The organism is Saccharothrix espanaensis DSM 44229 (assembly GCF_000328705.1).
In the GTDB taxonomy this organism is placed as follows: domain Bacteria; phylum Actinomycetota; class Actinomycetes; order Mycobacteriales; family Pseudonocardiaceae; genus Actinosynnema; species Actinosynnema espanaense.
Genome location: NC_019673.1, coordinates 2,288,637 through 2,313,503, shown reverse-complemented (window position 1 = coordinate 2,313,503; position 24,867 = coordinate 2,288,637). Strand labels below are relative to the sequence as shown.

17 protein-coding genes and 3 pseudogenes are annotated in these 24,867 nt (G+C 71.4%); 13 read left to right on the top strand and 7 right to left on the bottom strand.

Translation table 11 applies throughout. The annotated features are described in order from the left end of the window. Positions 1–51: 51 nt before the first annotated feature. Both BN6_RS10675 and BN6_RS10670 read left to right on the top strand, forming a co-directional pair. On the top strand, positions 52–1,191 hold the full coding sequence (locus BN6_RS10675; protein ID WP_015099626.1) for an amidohydrolase: 1,140 nt from the start codon (positions 52–54) through the stop codon (positions 1,189–1,191). 37 nt (positions 1,192–1,228) lie between these two features. Continuing rightward, the gene (locus BN6_RS10670; protein ID WP_015099625.1) at positions 1,229–2,701 is read left to right on the top strand and encodes an aminotransferase class I/II-fold pyridoxal phosphate-dependent enzyme; all 1,473 of its coding nucleotides are present in this window, start codon (positions 1,229–1,231) and stop codon (positions 2,699–2,701) included. Between the two features lie 50 nt (positions 2,702–2,751). Here BN6_RS10670 and BN6_RS10665 read toward each other — a convergent pair whose 3' ends face one another. The 5 genes from BN6_RS10665 to BN6_RS10645 form a co-directional block, all read right to left on the bottom strand. Further along, positions 2,752–3,474 carry a GAF and ANTAR domain-containing protein gene (locus BN6_RS10665; RefSeq protein ID WP_015099624.1) on the bottom strand — a complete coding sequence of 241 codons (723 nt, stop codon included), beginning with the start codon at positions 3,472–3,474 and terminating at the stop codon, positions 2,752–2,754. After that, positions 3,471–4,892 (bottom strand): PP2C family protein-serine/threonine phosphatase, encoded by a 1,422-nt coding sequence (locus BN6_RS10660; protein WP_015099623.1) that lies wholly within the window; start codon positions 4,890–4,892, stop codon positions 3,471–3,473. The genes BN6_RS10665 and BN6_RS10660 overlap by 4 nt, the downstream gene beginning before the upstream one ends. 5 nt (positions 4,893–4,897) lie before the next feature. After that, entirely contained in the window at positions 4,898–5,623 is a 726-nt protein-coding gene (locus BN6_RS10655) for a GAF and ANTAR domain-containing protein (RefSeq protein WP_015099622.1), read from the bottom strand. A 94-nt stretch (positions 5,624–5,717) separates the two neighbouring features. Then, positions 5,718–6,104 (bottom strand): OsmC family protein, encoded by a 387-nt coding sequence (locus BN6_RS10650; protein WP_015099621.1) that lies wholly within the window; start codon positions 6,102–6,104, stop codon positions 5,718–5,720. A gap of 130 nt (positions 6,105–6,234) precedes the next feature. After that, positions 6,235–6,426, bottom strand: a complete 192-nt coding sequence (locus BN6_RS10645; RefSeq protein WP_015099620.1) for a DUF2795 domain-containing protein — start codon at positions 6,424–6,426, stop codon at positions 6,235–6,237. Positions 6,427–6,762: 336 nt separating this feature from the next. Between BN6_RS10645 and BN6_RS43510 the strand changes: the two are divergent. The 4 genes and pseudogenes from BN6_RS43510 (at position 6,763) to BN6_RS10630 (ending at position 8,503) form a co-directional block, all read left to right on the top strand. Further along, a pseudogene (locus BN6_RS43510) lies at positions 6,763–7,149 on the top strand (DUF4383 domain-containing protein). Further along, a complete protein-coding gene (locus BN6_RS10640; RefSeq protein WP_051075507.1) occupies positions 7,137–7,376 on the top strand; it encodes a hypothetical protein in 240 nt (79 codons plus the stop codon). The pseudogene BN6_RS43510 and the gene BN6_RS10640 overlap by 13 nt, the downstream one beginning before the upstream one ends. A 147-nt stretch (positions 7,377–7,523) precedes the next feature. Beyond that, on the top strand, positions 7,524–7,844 hold the full coding sequence (locus tag BN6_RS43505; protein ID WP_148302824.1) for a hypothetical protein: 321 nt from the start codon (positions 7,524–7,526) through the stop codon (positions 7,842–7,844). Between the two features lie 50 nt (positions 7,845–7,894). Next, positions 7,895–8,503 carry a hypothetical protein gene (locus BN6_RS10630; protein WP_015099617.1) on the top strand — a complete coding sequence of 203 codons (609 nt, stop codon included), beginning with the start codon at positions 7,895–7,897 and terminating at the stop codon, positions 8,501–8,503. Positions 8,504–9,188: 685 nt separating this feature from the next. Here the strand turns inward: BN6_RS10630 and BN6_RS48560 are convergent. Continuing rightward, positions 9,189–9,571 (bottom strand): annotated as a pseudogene (locus tag BN6_RS48560) (transposase family protein); the annotation flags it as partial. Positions 9,572–9,931: 360 nt separating this feature from the next. Here BN6_RS48560 and BN6_RS10625 point away from each other — a divergent pair. Further along, the gene (locus BN6_RS10625) at positions 9,932–13,576 is read left to right on the top strand and encodes a BTAD domain-containing putative transcriptional regulator (protein WP_041312551.1); all 3,645 of its coding nucleotides are present in this window, start codon (positions 9,932–9,934) and stop codon (positions 13,574–13,576) included. Between the two features lie 322 nt (positions 13,577–13,898). Here BN6_RS10625 and BN6_RS50380 read toward each other — a convergent pair. Further along, a pseudogene (locus BN6_RS50380) lies at positions 13,899–14,168 on the bottom strand (IS982 family transposase); the annotation flags it as partial. Positions 14,169–14,603: 435 nt separating this feature from the next. On the opposite strand from BN6_RS50380, the gene BN6_RS41765 reads away from it, so the two are divergent. The 6 genes from BN6_RS41765 to BN6_RS10590 all read left to right on the top strand — a co-directional run bounded on the left by BN6_RS41765 (position 14,604) and on the right by BN6_RS10590 (position 24,624). Continuing rightward, positions 14,604–16,238 (top strand): protein kinase domain-containing protein, encoded by a 1,635-nt coding sequence (locus BN6_RS41765; RefSeq protein WP_015099612.1) that lies wholly within the window; start codon positions 14,604–14,606, stop codon positions 16,236–16,238. After that, positions 16,231–18,048: an SPFH domain-containing protein gene (locus BN6_RS41760; protein ID WP_015099611.1), complete on the top strand. Its 1,818-nt coding sequence runs from the start codon at positions 16,231–16,233 to the stop codon at positions 18,046–18,048. Before BN6_RS41765 ends, BN6_RS41760 begins: the two co-directional genes overlap by 8 nt. Then, positions 18,032–19,558, top strand: coding sequence for an Hsp70 family protein (locus tag BN6_RS10610; protein ID WP_015099610.1), 1,527 nt, complete (start codon positions 18,032–18,034; stop codon positions 19,556–19,558). The genes BN6_RS41760 and BN6_RS10610 overlap by 17 nt, the downstream gene beginning before the upstream one ends. Position 19,559: 1 nt before the next feature. After that, positions 19,560–22,109: a hypothetical protein gene (locus tag BN6_RS10605; RefSeq protein ID WP_015099609.1), complete on the top strand. Its 2,550-nt coding sequence runs from the start codon at positions 19,560–19,562 to the stop codon at positions 22,107–22,109. A gap of 263 nt (positions 22,110–22,372) precedes the next feature. Next, positions 22,373–23,137, top strand: a complete 765-nt coding sequence (locus BN6_RS10595) for a hypothetical protein (RefSeq protein WP_148302823.1) — start codon at positions 22,373–22,375, stop codon at positions 23,135–23,137. Next, on the top strand, positions 23,134–24,624 hold the full coding sequence (locus BN6_RS10590) for a TRAFAC clade GTPase domain-containing protein (RefSeq protein WP_041312545.1): 1,491 nt from the start codon (positions 23,134–23,136) through the stop codon (positions 24,622–24,624). Before BN6_RS10595 ends, BN6_RS10590 begins: the two co-directional genes overlap by 4 nt. The last annotated feature ends 243 nt before the right edge of the window (positions 24,625–24,867 follow it).

Sequence of the window (24,867 nt, the reverse complement as noted above, 5' to 3'; positions counted from 1 at the left end):
GACAAGCACAGCCGGGCGCATCGCCGCCGTGGTGCCGGGTACCCGGCGCACATGGACCTGATCGTGCCGGACGAGGTCGCCGCGCTCGCGCGGGACGTGGCGCTGGCGCTGCACGCCGATCCGGAGACCGCGTTCGCCGAGCACCGGGCGGCTGACCGGCTGTGCGCCGAGTTGTCGGCCGGGGGCTTCGAGGTCGCGCGCGGGGTGGCCGGGCTGGACACGGCGTTCGTCGCCCGTGCCGGCTCGGGCCGCCCCGCCGTGGCGCTGCTCCTGGAGTACGACGCGCTGCCCGGTCTCGGGCACGCGTGCGGCCACAACCTCATCGCCGCCGCCGGGCTGGGCGCGGCGCTGGCGGTGCGGCGGCTGGACGTGCCGGGAACCGTGCTGGCCGTCGGCACGCCGGCCGAGGAAGGGGGCGGCGGCAAGATCGCGATGGTGGAGGCGGGCGTGTTCGACGGCGTGGACGCCGCCCTGATGTTCCACCCCGGGGTGAAGGACTGGCGGTGGGCGCCGTTGACCGCGCAGGTCGAACTGCGGGTGGTGCTGCACGGCCGTGCCGCGCACCCGACCGGCAACCCGACCGAGGGGATCGACGCGCTGGCGGCGCTCGTGCAGGTGTTCAACGCCCTGGGCGCGCTGCGGCCCCGGCTGCCGACCGCATCCCACGTCCAGGGGATCGTCACCCGCGGCGGGGAGGCGACGAACATCGTGCCCCACCTCGCGGAGGGCCGGTTCGGGTTGCGGGCGTCGACCACCGACGCGCTCGACGCGCTCGCCGGCCAGGTGGCGGACGTGGTGCGCGGCACGGCGGTGGCCACCGGGACCACGGCCGAGGTGGAGCGGGTTCGCGCGCCGTACGCGCACTTCCGCGACAACAAGGTGCTGTCCGGGCTGTTCGCCGGCCACCTGCCGGGGCTGACCGAACCCGAGCCCGGCGTGTTCCTCGGGTCGTCGGACATCGGCAACGTCAGCGCCGTCGTGCCCGCCATCCACCCGTTCGTCGCGATCGACGACCCGGACGCCTCCGACCACACGCCGCGGTTCGCCGAGGCCGCGGCGAGCACCCGCGGGCTGGCCGCGCTGGCGCGGGCGACCGAGGCGTTGACCCGCACCGCCGTGGACGTGCTGACCCGCCCCGACGTCGTGGCGGCGATGTGGGAGGAGTTTCACAGGTCACCCGATCGGGGGTAGATGTTCGACCGGCGCACGTTCGGGCTACTCACCGGGCATGGACCACGGCAAGGCACCTGTGCTCGAAGCGCTCCAGGCTTACCACGACCGCGGCTACGTGCCGTTCAACCCGCCCGGCCACCGGCAGGGACGCGGCGTCGACCCGAGGGTGCTCGACGTCGTCGGCGAGGCGGTGTTCACCTCGGACGTGATCACGCCCAACGGGCTGGACGACCGGCGCAACACCGGCGGCGTGCTCGAAGAGGCGCAGGCGTTGATGGCCGACGCGGTGGGCGCGGACCACGCGTTCTTCTCCACCTGCGGCAGCTCCCTGTCGGTCAAGAGCGCCATGCTGTCCGTCGCCGGACCGCACGAGAAGCTCGTGGTTCCCCGCCACGCCCACAAGTCGGTGATCTCGGCGTTGATCCTCAGCGGGGTGTCGCCCGTGTGGCTGTCCCCGCACTGGGACCCCGAACGGCACCTCGCCCACCCGCCGGGCCCGGACGACGTGCGCGAGCTGCTGGATGCCGAACCGGACGTGAAGGGCGTCCTGCTGGTCACGCCCACCGACTACGGCACGTGCGGTGACCTCCGCGCCATCGCGGACGTGTGCCACGAGTTCGACAAGCCGCTCATCGTGGACGAGGCGTGGGGCGCGCACCTGCCCTTCCACGCCGACCTGCCGCCGTGGGCGATGGACGCCGGTGCGGACGTGTGCGTGACGAGCGTGCACAAGTCCGGCGCGGCGGTGGAGCAGAGTTCGGTGTTCCACCTCCAAGGCGACCGCGTGGACCCGAAGGTGTTGAAGGCGCGGGAAGACCTGCTCGGCACGACCAGCGCCTCGTCCCTGGTGTACGCCACGCTGGACGGGTGGCGACGGCAGATGGTGGAACAGGGCCACGAACTGCTCACCGCTGCACTCGCCCTCGCGCACTCCACCCGTGGTGCGATCAACGCGCTGCCCGGCCTGCGGGTGATGGGCGAGGCGGAGTTCACCGGTCCACGGCTGGCCGACTCGTTCGACCCGCTCAAGCTCGTGGTGGACGTGTCCGGTCTGGACATCAGCGGCTACCAGGCGGCGGACTGGCTGCGTGAGCACCGGCGCGTCACCGTGGGGCTGTCCGACCACCGGCGGATCGTCGTCCACTTCACCCACGCCGACGACGACCGTTCCGCCACGGTCCTGCTGGACGCCCTGCGCGCCCTCACCGACGCCGGCCTGCCCTCCCCCGAACCCGTGGACCTGCCGACGCCGGAACAACTCCAGCTGGAGACGGCGATGCTCCCCCGCGACGCGTTCTTCGCGACGGTGGAGCAGGTGGACGCGGACCGGGCGGTGGGCCGGATCGCGGCGGAGATGATCACGCCCTACCCGCCGGGCGCGCCGGCCGTGCTGCCGGGCGAGGTGATCACCCGCGCGGTCCTGGACTACGTCCGCAGCGGACTGGCGGCGGGAATGGTCCTGCCCGACCCCTCCGACGCCGAACTCGACTCGGTGCGGGTGGTGGCACGCGGCGCGGAACGGCGGTAATCGCCTGACAGCAGAGCTTTTGCGTGGAAAGTCCTTTGTGGACCATCAGGTCAGGCGCGGCGGTTGGCCTCGACGGTCAGCGATCCGGTCGTGGTGAGTTCCTCGGCCAGGTCGCGGAGCTTGCTGTTCGTGCGCTGACTCGCCCGCACCAGCAGGGTGAACGCCTGGTCCGCGGTCAGCTTGTGGCGCTCCATCAGGATCCCCTTGGCCTGGCCGATCAGGTCGCGGGTGCGCACCGCCTCCGCGAGGTGGGCGCGCTGCTGCGCATTGGCGAGGGCGACCGCCGCGTGCTCGGCGAACAACCGGCCCACGTGCTCGGACTCCTCGTCGAACGCGTGCGCCGTGCTCGCGTAGAGGTTCAGCGCGCCGACGTCGGAACCCCGCGCGTACAACCGGAACGACAACATGCTCGACACCTCGGACGCGCGAGCGCGGGCCGCGAAGGCGGGCCACCGGGTCTCGCTGTCCAGGTCGGGCGTCGACACCAGGTTCTGCTCGAGCAACGCCTGCAGGCAGGGGCCCTGACCGGTCTCGTACTGGGCCTGGTCGATCGCGGCGGGCACCTCGCCGGTCACCGCGACGGTGCGGACCTCGCCCTGGTCCACCACCATCACGCCCGCGTGGACCGCGCCGGGGATCGTGCCCACGGCCGCGGCGACGATGGAGTCCAACGTCCTCTGCGGGTCGTCCTGCTCGTGCAGTTCGCGCGCGACGTCCGCGAGCCGCACAGCGAGCTCCGAACCTGATCCGTCAGCCGGGTCGCGGGTGTTCATGGTGTGATCCTCCGGGGGTCGGTCCACATGGTCAGGACGAGCGTGACCTCTTCGCGGGACGCCGCGTGGCCGCTGATGGCGCGCACGAGCCTGCGAACGACCTCGACCGGCGGCCGACCGGCGGCCGCCTCGCCCAGCAGCGACTCGGCGAACCTCGCCTCACCGAAGGGTTCGCCGCGCTCGTCGCGCGCGGCGGTCGTCCCGGCGGTGCGCAGCACCAGCCAGTCCTCGTGGCCCAGCAGGTCTTCCGCCGGCGTCAGGTGGCGCAGGCCCGTGCCCAACGCGGGCGCGCTTCCAGCACCCAGCACGTCGACCCGCCTACCGGCGCGCACCACGAGCGGCGCCGGGTGCCCGGCCACGAGGTGGACCAGTCCACCAGTGGTCAGGTCCACCTCCGCGAACACGGCGGTCACGGTCGTCGTCGGTCCGAACGTCCGCCGCACGGCCTCGTCCACCGCACAGACGCGGTCGGCCAGGCCCAGTCCTTCGCGGCGGGCACTGCGGTGGGTGGCCAACGCGGTGGCCACCACCAGGCCGCGCGAGTCGTGCCCGCCGGCGTCCAGCACGACGAACGACGCCGTGCGATCGGACAACGCGTAGTCGTAGGCGTTCCCGGCGGCCGTCACGACGAACCGGTCCACGCCCGCGGTCGGCGGCGGCAGCAGCGCCGAGGCCAGCTCCCCCGCCGGCGCGTGCGGTCCCGGCGACCGGACCAGGTCCGCGGCGTCGCCGTACCGGCCCAGCAGCGTCACGAGGTGGCCGACGAGCATCGCCAACCACCGGCACCGCGCCCGCAGTTCCGGGTCGTAGAGGTCCGCCGGGTCGTCCACCTCGACGCGCAGCACGCCCAGGCGCTCCGCCCCGTCGAGGAGCGGCACCCACAGCAGCAGCCGGCCGTCCGACTCGACGGGCAGCACCCGCAGTTCCCGGAACGCGCACCCCGCCGGCGTGGTGTCGAGGTCCAGGGTCGGCCCACCGCGCGTGCCGTCGGCCGACCACGGGTGCAGCGACCTCTCTTCCTTGTCGGCCAGCAGCACCGCGACCCGCACCCCGAGCAGTCCGGCCGCGCCGTCCAGCAGGGCGGGCAACCGCTCCGGCGGCGCGAGTTCCGCACCCTCCAACAGGCCGACCAGCGCCTCCAGGGAGTCCGCCCGGGAACGGTCCGCACGCGCGTGGCGGCTGTAGCCGGCGCGTCGCGGTGGCGTCAGCTCGTCCAGCCGCTCGTTGACGGCGTGGGCGAGGACGTCCCGCTGCGCGCGGTCCAGTCCGTTGAGCCCGTGCAGGTAGGCGTCGACCTCGACCAGGCCCGCGTTGCCACCGAGCGCGAAGTACCGGACCCACAGTTCGTCCAACGTCAGGTCGGCGTGCTTCAGCGCCGCCGCCGCGCTCTGCTGCTGCTCCGCCGCGTCGTTCGGCACGGCGCTCACCTCCGGGTGCGGACCGCGGTCCGCACGAGGTGCTCGGCTTCGGCCACCAGGGTCCGCCCGTTCGCCCGCGCGCGGGACGCCAGCTCCACGAACGCGTCCTGCTCGCCGACACCGCTGCGGGCGATGAGCACGCCTTTCGCGAGCGTGACGACGTCGCGCTCGCGAAGAGCCCGCTTGAGGTCGTCGCTCACCTGCCGTGCGTCCTCGGCGGTCCGCACGTTCGCGAGCAGGATCGCCGCCTGCCCGGCGAACACCGTGAGCCGGTGCTCGTCCCGTTCGTCGAGCACCGCCGGCTCGGAGGCGTAGACCTTGATCGCGCCCAGCAGCCCCGAACCGGACAGCATCGGGGCGCTGAGCGACGACCGCAGGTGGAGCCCCGTCACAGCACGTGACCACGACGGCCACCGGTCGTCACGGATGATGTCGTCCACCCGGACGACGTCCCGCCGGGCCACGGCCTCCAGGCACGGACCCTGACCGAGTTCGTACTGGAGTGCGTCCGCCCGCTCGACGACCGGGTCGGTGGCGGCGGCCGTCACGCGCCGCTCGTCCGGGCCGACCAGCGTCAACCCCGCCCCGACCGCTCCGGCCACCACGTCCGCCGCGAGTGAGGTGATCGACCCGATCGCGGCGTCGACCACCTCGCGTGACATCAGCAGACCGGACACCCCGACGAACGCCCCGGCCAACTCGTCGGCCGGCGACGACCCCGCCGTGACCACACGACCACCTCCTGCGCCCTGCAAATCCCCACGCCCCATCTCCGGTGGCACGACTCCTACGCTCCGATCACCTGAACGGGCCCGCGCGAACAGGTCACCCGACGTCGACCCGCCACCCGGCGACCAGCGGGCACCGAGCCGCGGCGCTCTCCACGAGTTCCCGGTCGAGCGGCGGCCCGTCGTCCGGTTCCACCACCCGGAGGGTGACGTCCAGGACCTGCTCCACACCGCCGAGTTCCCCGGTGCTGATATCGGCGCGGACCGCGACACCGGTCAGGTCCGCACCCCGTTCCGCACCCAACCGCACCAAGGCGACCCGCAGGGCGGTGGCGAGCGAGGCCGCGTACAAGCGCTCGGCGGTCCACCGGTTCCCGGGCTCGGCCGGGTCGCCGACCGGAAGGGTGTCACGCACACCGGCCGCCTCCACCACCCCGTCCGACACCACGGCCGTGCAGGTGGTCGTCCCCGTGCTGATCGTCATCGAACTCCCCTCTCTCGCGCAGGGCTATCCCGTGGGAGAGAGGGCAAACGCAGCAAGCCCGACGAATCGGTGGCGGCGCCGGGGCCTACCGCACCCCGTGCACCACCACCGGGCAGGACCCGGCCACCTGCTACCCCTGGTCCCCGATCGCTCCGCTGACGTCGGTCGGGGACTCGAACGACCGGTCGGGCAACGCCCGCAACGCGTCGAGCACGTCGTCGGACGCCCCCTGCGATTCGGCTGCGGACACGACGTCGTCCTTGTCCGCCGGGTAGTCCACGCCGGACAGGTGCTTCTGAACCTCAATGGGATTGGTAGTCATACCGAGCGGATACCCGGTGACGTCCCGCTAATCCATGTCCTTTCCGGTCGGACCGGACGGTTCGGCGCCGGGTTGCCCGGACCTACCGGTCACCAGCGGAAAGTGAGCACCACGAGGCAGGCACGCACCTCGCCCAGAGCCGTCATGAGACCCCCCGGTCGACATCACCCGGACAGGTCGAGGACATCGCCCGTCCTGGGTCCGCCCATGGAACGACGGTCGCTTTCGCGACGCCGGTCACCGGTTGTCGTCGTGTCATGTGCCGTCGGGTACCGGAGGTAGGAAGACACGTCTTCAACCGCTGCGACGACCTTCACACCCGTCCAGTCCGCCGCTCTGGCGGTCGGCCTGGTGTTCCTGCTGGTGGGCATCGCGGGGTTCATTACGGGGGTGACCACCGGACTACGACATGCTCAGCTTCACCGGGCACCGCTCGAGCGCCGAGCGGCTCGGGATCTTTGAGGTCTCGGTGCTGCACAACACCGTCCACCTGCTGTTCGGCCACCTGATCGGCGGCGGTGCCCGTCTACCTCGTGCTGCTGGCCGTCCAGCCTCGGCACCGACCACGACAGCGCGGCGAACTTCGTGCCCGTCAACAACGCCGACACCTGGCTGCGCCTCGGCCTCGCGCGCGGCATGATCGCCCTGGGTCTCGGCCTGAGCCGACGCGCCGTCCCCCATGGCAGCCATCGGCTGGGCGCAGGAACACGATGCCCGTCCTGACCCGCGTGCTCGGTGCGGATACGGCGGCGTACAGCGCCACGATCGTGGCCGCGCCGGCCGTCCCCGGCCACACCGTGGGGCTCACCACCGCGACCTGCGGCGTCACTCCTGCGGTGCCCAGGCTGGTCATCGGCACAGGAGTTCGTGACGCCGCGATCGGCCTGGCAATCGTCCTTCCCCGAACCGTCCTGGTCCTGCCACGTTCGTGGGTTCATCCGGGTTTGTAGTTCGACATGGGGGAAACCACCACGGCATGGACGCACAAGCGGACGTGATCGCACCGACCCGCCGGCACGGTGAGATCCGCAGGCTGTTCGCGTGGGTGGAACAGGCCGCACACCGAGCGGTTCCACCACCTGGTCCACCTGCTCGCAGTGCACGAGACCGCCGAGGAGCAGGTGGTGCCCCTGGCGGCACGGCACGGTCCGGGCGGTGACACCGTGGTCGACGCCGGCCCAGCTCCGCGACGACGTGCTCGCACACGCCCGGCACGAGGGGGCCGACGGGTTCCCCGGCTGCGCGCCGAGTACGAGCCGGAACAGCTGCGGGCGATGGCGGCGGCTGTGCGCGGTGGACACGATCGCGCCCACCCGCACCCCGGGATCGAGTCGCCTGCGGCGAACGCGCTGCTCGGCCGGGCGGTCGGCCTGTTCGACCGGACCGGCGACCTCGTGAGGTCGGCGCTGGGCGGGTGACGGCGCGGAACCCGCCGCGCCGTCGGACGACGAGAGAATCGAGGCAGGACATGACGAACGTCGCCGAACGAGGCCCGGGCGTGGTGTGGCACGGCCCCGAGGGCCGGCCGGTGGTCGTGGTGCTGGACCCCGCGGGCGAGGCGCCGCGCGGCGACCTCCCGCCCACTTGGCGCCCCTTGGCCGAACGCCTCCGGATCGCGTGGTGCAGGCTGCCGGCCGAGGCTGCGGGATTCCCGGACGTGGACGAGGTGCTGGACGGGCGCGCCGACCGGGTGCACGTCGTCGTGGGCGGTCGGGCGACCGCGCCCGCGCTCGCCGCCGCAGCCGACCGCGCGGACGTCGTGCGCGCCGTGCTCGTGGTGGACCCGGTGGACGACCGGGCCGACGGGTCCGGGGCCTCGTGGTGGGAGCAGGACGCCGTGCCGCTGCGCCGTCGGCTCGACGAGGTGGGGATCGCAGTGCGGTGCTTCGTCAGCGGGGACGACGACCCCGCAGTGCGGGTGGACCACCCGGTTCCGCTCGGCCACCCGGACGTGGTCGGCCGGGTCGTGGAGTTCCTGGCCGCCCACGAGGTCGTGGACGGACTGCCCGAGGCGTGGGAGGAGGTCCGCGCGGCGGTGGCCGAACCGCTGGAACGCGCGCGTCGACAGGAGCGGTGAGTCCACAGCAGAATCGTCTCGATCAAGCACTGACCTGCGGAAACCTCTGTTCCGAACGCCAATGCGCGTCCTCTGGGTGCAGTTCGACTCGCTCCCACCTCGTCGAACAGGGCCAGTCGACGGCGGCGAGCCGGCTTCGGAGATCCATCTGGTGAGCCAGCCGCGCCAGCCTCCCGGAAGGTCGTGTCGGACTGAACGACCTGGTGTGTCGGCGTGGCGGGGCGACATCCGGCGAGCACGTCGACGTGGTTCACCGGCTGAGCGTGCCGAACTCTCACACCCAGATCGACCAGCCGCAGGCGGTTGCAACCGCCGGGAAGGCGGCTGGAGCCTTGCCGTCGTACCCCGCTGACCACAGCCCGGGCCACCGCGACCGCCGGCGAGGAGCCATCGCTGATCGCCCCAGCGCCAGGAGTTCGTGCGTACCTTCCGAACACGCCGTCGTCGGCTCCATGGGAACCGCGATCGAGCGTGTCCGCTCCGGGGAGCCGGCAGATTTCTACTTCTTCGAGGGTCCATACTTTGTGAAGTTCATCCCCGAAACACCCTCGTCGAACCCTCCTCGCGTCCGGACGGTAGCCATTTGCGACCGTGTTCCACCACCCGGCCACAAAGAAGGCGGGGTGATCGAAATCGACCGAGCGACAGCGCGCACTTGGCACCGTTGTTCAGCACGTAGAGGACCGACGCCGCGGCGTCGGTGTTCGCGCGAGTCATACGACCTCTGGTTCATAACGCGGTCGATCGGGACAGGGTGCAGTCCAGGATCGCGTAGCCCAACGGACGGCGCGTTCACCGGCGACGTCAAGGTCGTCGGCCAAGGCGGCGAGGAGGTTCAGCGCTTCGCTGACGTAGCGCCAACTGGTGCTGTGGGAGCTGCCGAAGCCCGCAGCGAGGCGGGGTGCGGGTGTCGCAGTTGCGCAGGTGGGCCGGCACGAGCAGTGCCTGACGGCCTGGATCGAGGCTTTGCCATCGGGATCGACGCCGCGCCCGCTCCGCGTGGATGACGTGAGCCAGGCGGACGAAGGTGTGGTTGGACAGGGGAATCACGGCAGGGTGGGACAGCACGGCGAGGCTCCGCCAGGGCAGTGGGTCTTGATCGAATGCTGCCTTACCGTGAGCCTCGCCCCACTCCGCTCCCACTGCTCAACCTGCACCGTGACGATGAAAAGGCTCAGTGGCCGGTGTGTGCCAGCCGAGGGGAGGATGCAGGACACCCCGGATAGAACCAGGAGCAACCATCGGGACAAGACTGCGTCCAACGGGTGAAAGCCCGCAGTGCTACGGATTCCTCCGACCGACCGCCTGTCACACTCCGGACAGGTCGAGCCTTCGGGGAGGGCGCGGGTGGAGATTCGGCTGTTGGACGGTGTCGGGATTCGCAGTGACCAGGGCGTGCACAAGCTGAAAACAAGAACGCAGGAGTGCATGCTGGCCGTGTTGGCCCTGTCCCCGGGCGAACCGGTCAGCGTCGGAAAGTTGATCGACTGCCTGTGGTCGCCCGACAACCCGGAACGCAAACAGGCCAAGAAACCCGCGTCCACCATCCAGACCTACGCCAAGCACATACGCGGCGCCCTCACCGACGCGGGCGGCGATGGTGCCTGGCTGGACAGCAGGTCACGTCCCGGGTTCTACCTGCTCGCCATCAACCCGATGATGGTGGACTACCACAGGTTTCTCAGCTTGGCCGACGCTGCCCAACAGACCCGTGACCCAGACCGGTTCGAGGAGGCGCTCGCCCTGTGGCTGGGTGCCCCGCTGGCCGGCCTGGGCGGCGACTGGGCCGACCGCCGCCGCGAGGACATGGCCGGCCGGCACCGGACGCTCAAAGAGCACCACCTACAAGCCTTGCTCGACAGCGGCCACGCCGAAAGGGTGTTGCAGGAGCTGCACGTCCTCGTCGAGCACCACCCGACCGACGAGTTCTTGCTTCTCGGCGTCCGCGCCCTGGCCACGCTCGGACGCCACACCTCTGTCCGCGCCTGGATCGACCGCCTTACTACCTTGATGCGCCAGATCTACGGCGCCGAACCCTCTGCGGGCACGCTCACCCACGCCCGCCACCTGACCGCCACAATCGGCCAGTTCTCACCATCCGCGCCCACCGTGGCGGGCGCGCCCGACAACCTGCTGCCCAATCTGTCCGAGGTCACCGGCCGCCGGGCCGTGGTCGACGTCCACGGCAGTTCCGTGATCGCGGTCCAGGGCACCACGCTCACCCCCGTGCTGGCGGGCCCCGCCGCGGTATCGGTGGAGAACGCCGTCCGGGAGCACCGGCAGGTGACGGACCGAGTATTGAGCGAGGGGTTCACCGGGCGGGCGTGGGTGCTCGCGGAGATCGACAGACGGCTGGCCGAGATGTCCGGTGGCTACGTCTGGATCGCGGGGGACGCCGGGGTGGGGAAGACGGCGTTGGCGGCGTTCCTGGTGCGGGAGCGGGGATGGGTGGGGCACTTCGCCGGTGTGAGCCGGGGCGCGACGGTGCGGGTCGGGTTGCAGAACCTGGTCGGCCAGTTGGTGCGACGGTGGACGCTGGCGGATATCGCGCCGGGCGCGATGGTGCCGGAGTGGGCGTTCACCCCGGAGGGGTTCGACGTGGTGCTCCGGGCGGCGGCCGAGCGGTCGCGGGTCGCGGGAAGCCCATTGGTGCTGGTCGTCGACGGGGCGGACGAGGCGGAGGTCGACGGGCAGCCGTGGGGACTGCCGTTCGTGCTGCCGGACGGGGTGTTCGTGGTGGGCACCTATCGGACCGGCCATCCACCACCGCGCGCCGGCGGCAACTCGGCCGTGGTGAGGCTGGCGGCCGACGATCCGCGCAACCGCCTCGACGTCGAGGCGCACATACGTGAGGTGCTCCGCAACGTCAAGGAGCGCCTACGTGCGGTGCTGCCGCCGGAGCTTACTCACGACGACGTCATCGCCGCGCTGTCGGACCGGTGCCAGGGCGTCTGGGTGTACCTGCGCTACGCCGTCGAGGAACTGCGGAACGGGGTTCACGACGTACGGGACATCGCCACTCTGCCCTCGGGTCTGTCCCACTACTACACCGACACCGTGGACCGCTGGAGTCGAAGCCCGGACTGGGACGCCGGGCTGCTCCGGCTGTTGGGCGTGGTCGCCATCATCGGCGAACCGCTCGACGCCGCCGACCTCGCTCTGGCGGCCGACGCCGACGAGACCGCAGTCCGACGCTGGTGTCACGGCACCCTTCGGCCGTTCCTCGCCGTGGAGCGCGCGGATTCGACGGTCCGCAGGTTCGCCGTCCACCACAGCAGCCTGCGGGAGTTCCTGAACGGCCGCCCTCTGGACGACCTCGGGTCCGAGGAGGACTGGCACTGGAGCGAGACCCTCGGCGCCGCGGCGGCGACCGCACGTCACCGGATCGTCGACCACCATCTCGGCAGGTTCGGCGGACTCGACGCCGGACTGCCGCGACTGGCCGCCGACCACGACCTGCTGACAGCCGGGTCGGGGTACGCGGTGCGACACCTGGCGGGGCACCTGCTCGACGCCGGGCGGGTCGAGGAGCTCTGTCGGCTTCTCGCCACCGGAGACCGGATCGGCAACAACCTGTGGTTCGCCGCCCACGAGCACGCCGACGCCGTCGACGACTATCTCGCCGACATCGCCGCCCTGCGTGCGCACCTCGCGCGCAGAACCGATGAGGCACTGGCCGCGGGCAGAAAGGCGCCGACGCTGGTGGGCGAGGCCCGGTGCGCGCTCGTGGTCTCCTCGATCACGAGCCTCACCGCGAACATCCCAGCCGATCTGGTGGTGGCCTTGGTGAAGGCAGGGATGTGGACGCCGACGCGGGCGGTCGCGCACGCCCGCAGGCTGCACGCCCCGCCTGCCAGGGCGCTGTTGCTCGCCGCGCTGGTCCCGCTCCTGCCGGACGGCCTTCGTCCTCCGGCGGTCGCATGGGCGCTGGCCGCTGCCCGTGATCCCGTCACCCACATCACCGGCGACGTGCTGACTCGGATCGCGCCGCACCTGACGGACGTGGCCGACGCGGTGTCGATCGCATCCCGGGTACGGCACGGCGGGTGGCGTGCCGCCGCGCAGGCGGCGATCGCGCGACGCTTGGACGGGAAGCCCAGGCGGAGCTTGCTGCAGGACGCGCTGGACTCGGCGATGTCCGTCGCCGGTGAGCACGATCGCGCGGAGGCCGTCCGGCGGATCCTGCCGGAACTGCCCGACGATCTCGTCGATGACGCGGTGTCCGCCGCAGCCGGAACCGCCCCGCCGCGCGAGATTCCCCGGCCGCACATCGGCGCTCTGCTGAAGCACGCCACAGCGGACGGCAGCGACCCCGCACGGGTTGACGAACTCGTCGCCCTCATCTCGACCGGTTCCGACGACGACCTCGCCGAGGTGCTCGCCGCCGCAGCCGGGATCTCCGACCCCGACGCCCGCGCCGTCCTGCTGACGGCGGTCGCGGCCCGGCTGCCCGTCGGCGAACGGCCGCCGGTGCTCGCCGCCGCGCTGACTGCCGCCCGCACCATCACCACCGCCCCCGACGACGACGCCCCCGCAGCGGCCGGCCGCCGGACCCGTGCCGGGGTGCTGGCCGGCTACGCGTTGCCCGACGAGCGCACCACCGCCGTGGGACACAGCCCTCCTCCGCCTCCCGCCCGCACGCTCGCCGAGATCCTGGCGATGGACGACCCGTTCCGCAGAGCTCGCGCGCTGGCCTCGGCCGCACCCGGTCTGGCCGCCGCCGAGGTGGATGTGGCGCTTTCCGCCGCTGAACTCCTTCCCGAGGAGGCCCGGACACGGGCGCTCACCGGCCTGGTGCCCGTCCTCGGCTCCGCCGCTCACCTCGCACGGGCCGCCGTGGCGGCACCGAGCCGGGACCGTGGGTTGCTGGTCGCGGTGGTGACCCGCGCCGCAGCGGTCCTGCAAGGCCCGGATCTGGTCGTCCTGCTTCGTCGCACGATGCAGTCGGTCAGTCGGACGACTTGTCTCGCGCTTGTGGACAGGGCAGCTCCGAGACTGGCGGAACTCGCCGGTCCAGGGTTTCCCGACAGCCTCGCTGCGGCGATCGACGACGCGCGGCGCTGGTGGCCGTGAGGGAAGTCCGCTTGGAGGTAGGAGTGATGTGCCAAGGACTCCTGACTCAATGCGAGGTTGCACAAAACGGCACCGGCAGATGATGTCGGGGCAGGCTTCAGAACGTCTCGTGGATGTCATCGCGGATCTCCCATCGGGTTCATAAGCGGCGGGATCAGTGCAGTGGAGGGAAGGAGTGTTCGACCGGCCACCCGGTGGATGCCCGATGCGAAGCCATGGTCGACTTTTGTGACGGGTGATCATGCGAGGGAAAACGCGCGCAGGTTTCCTTGCGTTTCGGTTCGCCACGGGAGTCCTAGGCCCCTGTAAGCGATGATCAGCAGACCGGGCGGCGGCGGTGGCCGCACTTTTCCTGGGTGAAGTCGACGATCCAGGTGGCGTCGGTCCCCAGGTCGGTGTCAGCGGCCAGCCAGCGTGTCAACTGCTTGATCAGCGGCAGCGCGACAGGGAGGCGGGCGGGGCAGGAACCGCAGCCAGTTGGCCTCGGAGGTGAACCCGAGCAGGGACCTGGGCCACCGCCAGGGTGACCAGCTCGGCGTCGGTCAACTTCGGTGGCCTGCCCGCCCGACCTATCGGCAAGGTGATCGTCGATCTTGACGTGGAGTGCTGCGGAAGGGTGTTCAGGCCGGCGGCCGGGCGGTCGCTGTCGGGCGTATCGCCGGGAGCAGCGGCCGGGACCTTGCCGACAGCTCGTCGGGGACGATCCCGGGTAAGCCGCCACCCCTTCCTCGCACCATGGGCAACGCCCAGTCGATCGGCCTTACTCCAAGATCATTCCGTTGCGGGTGCTAAATCCGCAGATTTACGGCAAAGGCAGTTGATTCCAGGTCAAGGACCCTTACTGGACAAGTGATCTTGAGGATCCCTCGGCAGCGAACACAAATAGCCGACTGCCGTAGGGCAAAAGCGTGACAACCAAGCGGTCTTCTTGTAAGGCGGGCTAGCATCGTATTCGCGACGCACGGAGGGCGAGTGGGGCCCGCGCGTGGCAGGCATCGGGGGCGTTCGTGTACCGGAAAGGTGACGGATGGTCATTGGACAGGTGGGGGGACTGAGGCCCGGTGATCCAAGACGGCTAGGACCTTACCGGGTTCTGGGCAGGCTGGGATCAGGCGGGATGGGGACGGTGTACCTGGCGGAGTCGTCCGGAGAACAGGTGGCCGTGAAGGTCATCCACTCCTCGCACGCAGCGGATCCCGTGTACCGCAAGCGGTTCACCCAGGAGATCGCGGCGGCGCGGGCGGTGCGCTCGGAGTACACCGCCACTGTGGTCGACTCGCAGGTGGTGGGCGACCCGCTCTACGTGGCCACGGAGGTGGTCCGGGGGCAGGCGCTCGACCGGCTGGCCGTACCGGGAAGGGGGCTGCCGGCCGAACGCGTCGTCTCGCTCGCCCGCGACACCGCGCGGGCGCTGCGTGACATCCATCGTGAGGGGCTGGTCCACCGCGATCTCAAGCCCTCCAACGTGATGGTCGGCGCGGCCCGCGCCGTGCTGATCGATTTCGGCATCGCGACCACCGTCGCCGACATCGGTCGCCTGACGAGCACCGGAAAGGTGATGGGAACCCTGCCCTACCAGGCGCCGGAACTGGTCCGGGGAGGCGGCATCGCATCGGTGAAGTCCGACGTCTTCGCCTGGGGTTGTGTGGTCTTCTACGCCGCGACCGGGCGAGGGCCGTTCGGCGACGGCGCGGCGGGCGAGGTGATCCCGGCCATCCTCGGCGCGGATCCCGACCTGCGCGCGGTGCCGGGCGAGGTGCGCGAGATGGTGGGGTTGGCGCTGTCGAAGCGGGAACGGGACCGGCCGGACGCCGAGGAGGTGGCCGCCGAACTGGAATCGGTGGCCGCGTCCGTGGTGGTCTGCGGCGCGTCCCACGGCGGATACCGGGGCCGGCTGCGAAAGCTGTTGGTGGAGAACGGTTTAGCCGTACGGATCTCCGCCGTTCCGGACACTCTCAACGGCGCGGGCGTGCTGCTGATCCTGGTCACCGACCGGCCCCCTCCGGAGGCCTTCGACATGCGACTCGCCGCGGATCTGCTCAACATCCCCGTCCGGCGGATCGTCATCGACGGTCCGCGGCAGCCGGACTCCTTCCTCGACGCGCGCGCCAACGCACTGCCTGGTCCTGACCACCTCGCGCAGTTGCGTGCCCTGGTGCGCACAGAGCAGCGCAGGCACGACGCCACCAGCCCGGTGGACCGCACGGCGGCGCTCGTCACGACGGTCCGTACCGCGTTGCGGGCGGGCGATCCCGTCACGGCCGACCGGCTGACCACCGACATGCTGCTGGCGGCGGCCGGGCGGTCGGACGAGGGCTGGATGACCCGGTCCCACGTCAACCACGTCGGTACGGCGTTCCTGCGCGAACTCGCCCGGGTGTGGCAGGAGGAAACCGGTGGCAGGCACGGTTTTCGCGCTCAGCGGGCGCTGCTGCCGGAGAACACCCGGAACAGGATGTTCTCCCTGGCCCGCACCTTTGGGTGGAGTGATCAGGGCTCCATAGCGGACGACTACGAGACATGGGTGTCCGACCGCGCCGACGTTCCAGGGTTCTTCCCGACGCTTCGCTCGCCGGAGCCGTCATACGGCTGGTACGACAACTGGAGCATGACGGTCACCGCGGTGCACGACCGGATCAGTGAAGAGTGGCGCGATGGATGACGTCACAGGGTACGTGCTGCCGGGGCTGGCCATCCTGGCCGGGTTGGGCTTCCTCGTGCTGTTTGTGCAATACATCAGGCGGTCCATCGTGGACGTTCCGTTGGGTCGGTTCGCCATCGTGACACGCAAGTACAGCTCGTTCCGGTTCGCCGGCTCGCTCGCCGAGGCGGTGAACCGGCAGAGCAAGCTGCTGACCGGCGGTCGCGTCTACTTCCGCCTGCACCGGCTCTACGAGGTGCGAATCCACGACATGATCAGCATTCCGGTGGGCTCGATCGGGATCGTGCACGCCAAGATGGGTGGCTCGCTCGAGCACGGGCAACCCATCGCCCGGCATGTCCCGTGCGACCACTTCCAGGACTTCGAGAAGTTCCTCGACCAAGGTGGGCAGCAGGGGCCGCAGATCGAGATCCTGGGCAGCGGCGGCCAGTACGCCATCCACCCCACCGTCTTCGAGGTGCGGATAGCCAAACGCACCTACGTCCCGCTGCGGACCATCGGCGTGGTGGTGGCCAAGGTGGGCGAAATCATGCCGTACGGCCACACCCTCGCCCGGCACGTCGAATGCAACTACTTCCAGAACGGGGTGAAGTTCCTGGAGGACGGCGGACAGCAAGGCCCGCAGCAGGCGCTCCTCCCCGGCGGGAGCTACTACGACATCAACACCGACATGTTCAACGTCCTCACCCAGAACCAGATAGACCTGGAGACGGTCCCGCTGTCCCACCACTACCTGGAGCCGGAGGATCTGCGACTGGTGTCGGTGGAGAGCGAGGAGACCGGTGTCGTCATCGTCACCGAAGGGCTGCACCCGGTCGACGCCGCCGAGCCCGCACCGAGGATCGAGGGCCACGAGAGCTTCCAGTTCCCCTGGATCTTCCTGGCCAACGGCGGGCAGTTCGGTCCGCAGTCGGAGGTGCTCCCGGGCGGCTCCACCTACGCGATCAACCCGTTCTTCGCCCGTGTGGTGCGGATTCCCTCACGGGAACTGATCCTCTCCTGGGGCCGCAAGGAAGTCAGTGCCGACCGCTACGACTCCGAGCTGGACCTGATCGAGGTGACCCTGGACGGGTTCCACGTCTCGGTCGAGCTGACCCAGACCTTCGTCATCCCGCCGGAGACCGCGCCGCACCTGGTCAAGCGGTTCGGTGAGGACGACGAGGAGCACGGCACCGCGGGTGTGCGCAAGTCGGCCGCGGTACAGCGGCTGGTCACCCGCCTGCTCGGCGTGGTCGTCAAGGGCTACTTCAACGAGGTGTCCAACAGCCACCTCGTCGAGGAGTTCATCAGCGACCAGAACCAGGTCCGCGCCGAGCTGAAGACCCTGGTCGAACAAGCGCTGCGGGAGCAGAACGTCTCGCCCCGGCTGACCACCATCGGCGCGATCAAGTTCCAGTCCGACGAGATGAACGAGGAGTTCCGGCACATCGCGAAGCTGCGGCAGCAGAGCAGGCAACTCGGCCAGCAGTTGACCAACGCGGCGGTGGAGACGGACCTGAAGAGGGAGAGCATCAAGCAGGCGAAGCTGGAGCGGTCGGCGGAGCTCGAGGAGGACGTCCGCATCCTGGGCCGTGACCAGGTCGCCGCGGAGCGGATGGCCAGGATCGACGCGAGCCGCCAGGTTCCGCAGGTCCTCGTCGCGTCGAGCGACCCCGGGGTCCTCGACCTCCCCAGACGGGTCCGTGGCGTCGCCCACCGCGGCGGGCAGGTTCCCGGGTGGGTGCTGGACACCGAGGACGTGCAGCCGCAGCCGGCGCGGCTCACCGAGGCCTACGACCGGAAGGAGCAGGAGCATGGCGACGAGCGATAACCGTCCCCGCCTGGGGATCGATCTCGGCACGACCGCCACGTGCGTCTGCGTGGTCGACGGCAGCGGGGAGGCCAGGGTGCTGGCCAACCGGGAGGGCGGCGCGACCACCCCGTCGGCGGTGTACCTCGGCGCGGACGGCACGGCGGTGGTGGGTGACCTCGCGCTCGACCAGCGCGCGTACGAGCCGGGGCGGGTGATCACCGAGATCAAGCGGGAGATCGGCGGTGACTACACCGTCGCGGTCCCCGGCGGGCACCTGCGACCGGAGCAGATCTCGGCCCTCATCCTGCGGCAGGCCGTCGAGGACGCGCTCGAGGCGCTCGGCACCGCGGTGCCCGCCGCCGGTCCGCTGGCCAGTGCCGTCGTCACGGTTCCGGCCTACTTCGGCACGGCGGAGCGGGCACGCACCCGCGAGGCGGGCCGGATCGCGGGGCTGGACGTGCTCGACCTGGTCAACGAGCCGACCGCGGCGGCACTGGCCAGCGGCCTGCGCGGCACCCCGGCCGGTCGGGCGGTCCTCGTCTACGACCTCGGCGGCGGCACCTTCGACGTCACCGTCGTGCTCATGTTCCCCGACGAGGTCCGTGTCGTGGCGACCGGCGGGGACGCCCGTCTCGGCGGCGCCGACTGGGACCGGGTGCTCGTCGACCTCGTCCTCGACCGGATGGGCGACTTCCCCGACGAGGAGGACCCTCGGACGTCTCCGCGCCTGATGGCCGGTCTGCTCGGGCAGGCCCAGGCGGTGAAGGTCGCGCTGTCGACCTCCACCGAGCAGATGTTGACCATGCGGACCGCGCAGGGCCACGTGCACCGCATGGTCATCTCCCGCAACGACTACGAAAAGGCGACGTCCGACCTGCTCGACCGCACCCTCGACTTCACCGGCGACCTCATCGCGCAGGCCCGCGCCGCCGGGGTGCCGACGATCGACGACGTCCTCCTGGTCGGCGGGATGTCACGGACGCCCGCCGTGGCGCGGAGGCTCGACGAGACGTTCCCGCACCTGCCCGCGCCGCGGCTCGCGGCCGACGCGGAACTGGTGGTGGCCAAGGGCGCTGCCCAGGTCGCCGCGGGCGAGTCCCGGAAGGTGGTGGACGTGACGTCCAAGGGCTACGGGGTGCTGATCACGCGCGACACCGGTCGCCCTTCCCTCGGCAGCGCGGTGCACTGGATCATCACCCCGAACACCCCGCTGCCCACCAGCGGACGGCACCCCTTGTGCACCGTGCGCGACGGGCAGACCACGATGCGGGTCGCCGTGTACGAGTCCACGACGGATGTCCTGTCCGACGACGAGGCAGACCACATCCGGCTCGACGAGCGCACCATGGAAGGACTTCCGCGCGACAGCAGACGCGGCGACCCGGTCGAGCTCGACTTCTCCCTCGGCGCCGACGGGGTGCTGCGGATCGACGCCCACGCGGCCAACGGCGCTCGGTTGCGGATCGAGACCCAGGTCCGCGGCCGCGACAGCGACGTCCTCGCTCCCCTGCCTGGCCTGCGGCGGTGACATGGCCGAGACGGACCTTCCCGGACTCCGCGACGCCGACGTCCGCGCCTACCTCGACGACGTCATCACGCCGGTCGAGACGGGGTGGTCGCCCCACCGGAACCTGTTCCGGGTGTACCGCCTGCCCTCCGACTGCACCGCCGACGAGGTCGACTCGGCACTGACCTCCGTTCTGGCGCTGTGGGGCGTTCCCGAACTGCGTGAGCACACCCAGGCCGTGGACCGGTTGCGGCGCGGGCACCCGGTGGCCGTGCGGGTGTTGAGCGATCCCGGCGAGCGTTCGGTGCACCGGGCCGCCGTGGCGGCGGAGCGCACCACCCTCGCCAAGGTGGTCGACCAATTCCTGCGGTCCGCGCCGGGTATGCCCGCCGCCGCCGTCACGGCCCTCGTCCGGCAGTCCGCGGGCCGCTGGAGCCGGCCGGACGTCGTGGCCGCGCTCGATCAGCACCGGGCGGTCGTGCGCGAGCCCGCGAGCCTCGACATCACGCCGGACACGCCCCGGTCGCGCCGGATCACCACCGCGCTGGCCGACCTCGGGGTCGCCGGCCTGTGGGAGTACCTGACCAGAAGACTGTCCTCCGGCGGCTCGGACGTCCACGCGGACGTGCTCCGGGACAGGCGCGCGCAGCTGCGGACCCGGCGAGGAGCCGGTGTCGAGGCCGAGCTGACGGTGCTCAAGATCGTCGAACAAGCGCTGGACGAGCCCGACGGACTGAGTTCGCTGCTGCGCCACGAGTTCCTCACCGAGCTGTCGGTGGCCGTGCTGGTGGGCTACCAGGAGGTCAGTTTCCTCGCGGCGGCCGACCCGCAGCGGTGCGTCGCGAGCGGCCTCCCGCGCGACCCCGAGACGCTCGCCTACGCCCTCTGGTGCCGACGCGTCCACCGATCGGATTGGGAGTCCGACTACAGGCAGGCCGTCGCCGACGGCAGGCTGCACGCCGCGCTGGTCGTGCTGTCGAGCAGGCGGCTGACCGGCGACTGGGAACGCGTCCGGGACGCGCTGGCCGCGACGGTGGACCGGGTGGCCGCCGACCTCGCAGCCGCCCGTGAACTGGAGGACACCGCGCCGGAGGACGCGGCTGCCCGCTACCTCGCAGCGGATCGGGAGCTGACGGACCCCGCGATCAAGTCGGGCCTGCGCCGCTGTCCGGCCAGGGCACCCGCCGAGGTGTCCGCGCGTGCGCACCACGACGCCATCGTCATCACGTGGAAGGAGTCGACATCGACCGCGGGCCTGTTGACCTACCGGGTAAGCCGGGGCGGGACGGTGATCGCCGACGACACCGACGCCCTGGCGCTGTCGGACGTGCCGCCCGCCGGTGTGCCGACGTCGTACGCGGTGCAGACCCTGCGGAACGGCGTCCCCGGCGGGATGGCGCACAGCGAGGAGGTCGTGCCGGCACCCGAAGTGCTGGACCTGGCGGTCGAGTCGACGTTGCGGTCGGTACACGGCCGCTGGCGGTTGCCCTCCAGAGCTGTCGGGGCGTCGGTGACCAGGATCGCGCCCACGGGCGAGATCGCGGAGGTCGCCACGCCCGACGGGGCCGGATTCGACGACACCGCTGTGGTGCCCGGTGTGCAGTACCGCTACCTCGTGCGCGCCCGCTATCCCGGCCAGGCCGGGAAGCCCGAGGACAGCGCGGGCTTGGTGGTCTGCGGCGAGTGTCCGGGAAACCCGCGCCAGGTCGACGACCTTCGGGCCAGCCTCTCGGGTGACACCGTGGAGTTGACCTGGAGCAGGCAGAGCGGCACTCCGCTGGTGATCCGCGTCCCCCACGACGGGGTCGCGCCCGCCCCGCAGGTTCTCCGTGCCGCCGACGCGGCGGTCACGGGCCGGGTGGTCGCGGTGAGCGACACGGGCCGCGCATCGGTCCCGCTGGCGGACCTGGCAGGGCAGCGGGTGCTCGTGCCGGTCGCGGTGTCCGGCCCGCTCGCCGCCATCGGCCCGGCGACGCGGGTGACGCCGCCACTGGAACCGGTCATCGGCCTGCACGCCAGGCGATTCGGTCCGCAGGTGGTGCTGTCGTGGCAGTGGCCGATGTGGGCCACCGACGTGCGGGTGGTCTGGCGGGTGGACGGGCCGCCCACCGGGCCGCTGGACCCGCAGGCCACCGTGGTCGAGATCAGCAGGTCCGCGTACGAGGGCCGCGGCGCGCGGATCACCGCGACCCTGCCCGGCGAGCACTGGTTCGGGGTGTCGGTCGTGGACTGCGGCCGGTTCGGGCCGATGGTGACGGTGTCCTCGACCCGGCTGCGCGAGGTGCGCTACAGCGTCCGGCGCGCGGCCTGGTGGCGCCGGGGCGAACTCCTGGTGGCCGTGCACGGTCCAGAGCCCACCCCCGACATCGCGGTGGTCGCCAAGTCCGGGTCGCGTCCGCTGGCCCCCGAGGACGGCGTCGAGGTCCTGCGGCTGCCGGCCCTCGGCCCGCCCGAGCCCGTCCGGCTCCGAGTGCCGCGCCAACTGCGGCGGCCGGTCTTCCTCCGCGCGTTTTCCCTGGACGAGACCGTCGCGCTCGCCCACCCCGCCCCCCACCTCCTGGTCGTGCCGTGACCTGAGAGGAGACCGCTGTGCCAGCACCGACCTGGAGCGTCCCGACCAGGCGTGCCCCGGCCTGCCCCTACTGCCACAGCCGGACGCCGGGGAAGGCGTATCTGAGGCAGTGCGCTTCGAGTTGCGGCGAGACCGCGACCCACTTCCCGGTCTCCGCCGCACGCAGGGGCAAGTGCCCGCACGGGCGTGCTCCGAAAGCCCGCCGGGTCTGCCCGGCGTGTGGGCAGCCCGTGCCGCGCGAGTACATCGAGGGTTGCCCCTGGGTGGTCGCCGTAGTGGGGACGGCGGGGTCCGGTAAGAGCACCTGGTTGGCGTCGGTCATCCGGCGGGTCGCGAAAGGACACTTGGACGACCGCTTCCCCGGCATGTCGCTCGACGTGCTCGGCGAAAGAAGCAGGCTCCGGCACGAGCGAGATCGTGTGCTGGTCGCCGAAACCGTCCTGTACCGCGACATCGGGACCGAGCCGCTGCTGGTCAGCCTGCGCGTCCGGCCGCGGGCACGGCCCGTGGTGATCGCGTTCTACGACAGCACCGACGGAACTGCGGCGAACCTGGCGCACGCCGATGGCCTCGTCCTGGCCGTCGAACCCGGCGCTGTGCCCGGCGACGCGGGGATCGCCCGACTCGCCGAAGCTGTGCGCACCGCGCGTGACTTGCGTCCCCACAGCCGGATCCGCCTTCCCCTGGCCGTCGTACTGACCAAATTGGACACTGTGTGGGACATGGTCGACCCCGGGTCGCCACTGCTGCGACCCGTGCCCCGGACGGGCGGCTACGCGGTGTCCGACGGCGTGGATGTCCACCACGAGACCACCGCCTGGCTCGGCCACTGGAACAGGACGGACCTCCTCCGAGGTGTCCGCACCGCCTTCCACCGCCACCGCTACTTCGCCACGACCGCGCTCGGTGACCGCGTGGGCGGCAGGCGGGAACCGATGGCCTACCGGGTAGAGGATCCGCTGCTGTGGCTGCTCGCCGGCTTCGGCGCGATACCGGTCTTCCGGGGCGTGGAGAGGACGACCACATGATCGTCCAACTCTTCCTCTCCCTGTTGCAGGCCGTGCTCGCGCTCCTGGTCGCCGGGCCGGTCCTCGCCGCCGCGGTCGCGCTCAGCCTGACCTTGGCGCTGGTCGCCATCATCCGGGAAGCGCTCGACTGCCTCGCCGCCCAGGCGGACACCGAGCACCTGGCGCTGGACGCGTTGCCCGATCCCGCCGACCGGCGGTACCTGTCCGGTCCCGCCCTGCGCGACCACCGGCGCCTCGGTGTGGCCTGCTTGGTGGCGCTGCATCAGCGCGGATTGACCCAGTTCGACGAGAGCTTCGCGGGAAACGGGCCGCACCGGGTACGCCCGATCCGGGAGTCCGAGCTCATCACCCGCTTGCCCGCGGTGGGCATCCTCACGTTCAGCACGCGCGCCGGGTTCGCCCTCGGCTACGTCCTCGCGCTTGCCCTGCTGGCCGGCACCTGGTTGGTGCAGTTGGTGTTGCTCACCGCCGCGGTAGCGGGTTTCCGACTCCTCTCCGGCACGTTGTGGCTGTTCGAGGTGTTCTCGCTGGCGCTGAGGCAGATCACGACGGAGTGCCCCCGCTGCCACACCCGACTCACCCGCCCGGTGTTCGTCTGCCCCTGCGGACGCGAGCACCACGCGCTCGTTCCGGGCGCGCAGGGCGTGTTCCTCCGCACCTGCCGCTGCGGCCAGGGCCTGCCCACACTGCTGCTCACCGGCAAACGCGGCCTCTCCCCTCGGTGCGGCGGCTGCGGCGCCTCCCTCCCCTCCCCGACCCAGCTGATGCCCACGCGTCACGTCCCGGTGGTCGGCGGAACCGGCGCCGGGAAGTCGGTGTTCCTGCACACCGCGGTCGCCTGCATGAGGTCCGGTCACGACGCCGTCCCCGCGGACCCGTTCACCGATAGCAGGCTGGCCGAAACCGGCGCTCTCCTCGCCGACGGCCTGTTCCCGCCGCGCACGCCGGTGAGCCGACCGGTCTCGTACACCCTGCAGGTGCGCAACCGGCTCCTGCACCTGTACGACGCGGCAGGGGAGATAGTCCAGGACGCCGACCGCATCGCCGACTCCGTCTTCCTCGCCCTCAGCGACGGCGTGGTCCTCGTCATCGACCCGCTCGCGCTTCCCGCCGTCCGCGCCCGCGCCGACCCCGACGTCCTCGGCGCCTCACGCACGTCCGGCACCGACCCCAAGACCGTCCTCGACCTGCTCACCGAGACCCTCAGCGAGCACCACACCGCCACGCCCCGCCGCATCGCCGTCGTCATCACCAAGGGCGACACCCTCTCCGGCCCCACCCATCCCTACGCCACTCGCCCACCAGACCGCCCCGCCGCAGTCCGCGCGTGGCTCATCGCCCACGGCCATGCCGACATCGTCCACTCCGCAGAACACCACTTCCCCCACGTCCACTACTTCGTGGTCACTTACCTCACCACCTCGCCGACCTCCCACGACGACCCGGCCGCCCCTGTCCACTGGTTGCTGACAGGAACCACCCCATGACGTCATCGACCGACCGCGGCCGCGCTGTGGCCCGCGTCCTCCTGCTCCTGTCCGCCCTCACCGCCGTCGGCTTGCTGGTCCTCGCCGGCACGGCCTTCTTCTGACGACCAGGCCACCGCCCGGGTCTGGGGCTGTTCGACGAGCGGCTCTGCCGCTGATCCCGTGATCGACGACCAGCGCCAGTGTCGATCTCCGGCCGAGCTGGTCATGCCACGGCTCGGCCGGGTCGATTCCAGGTTTCGA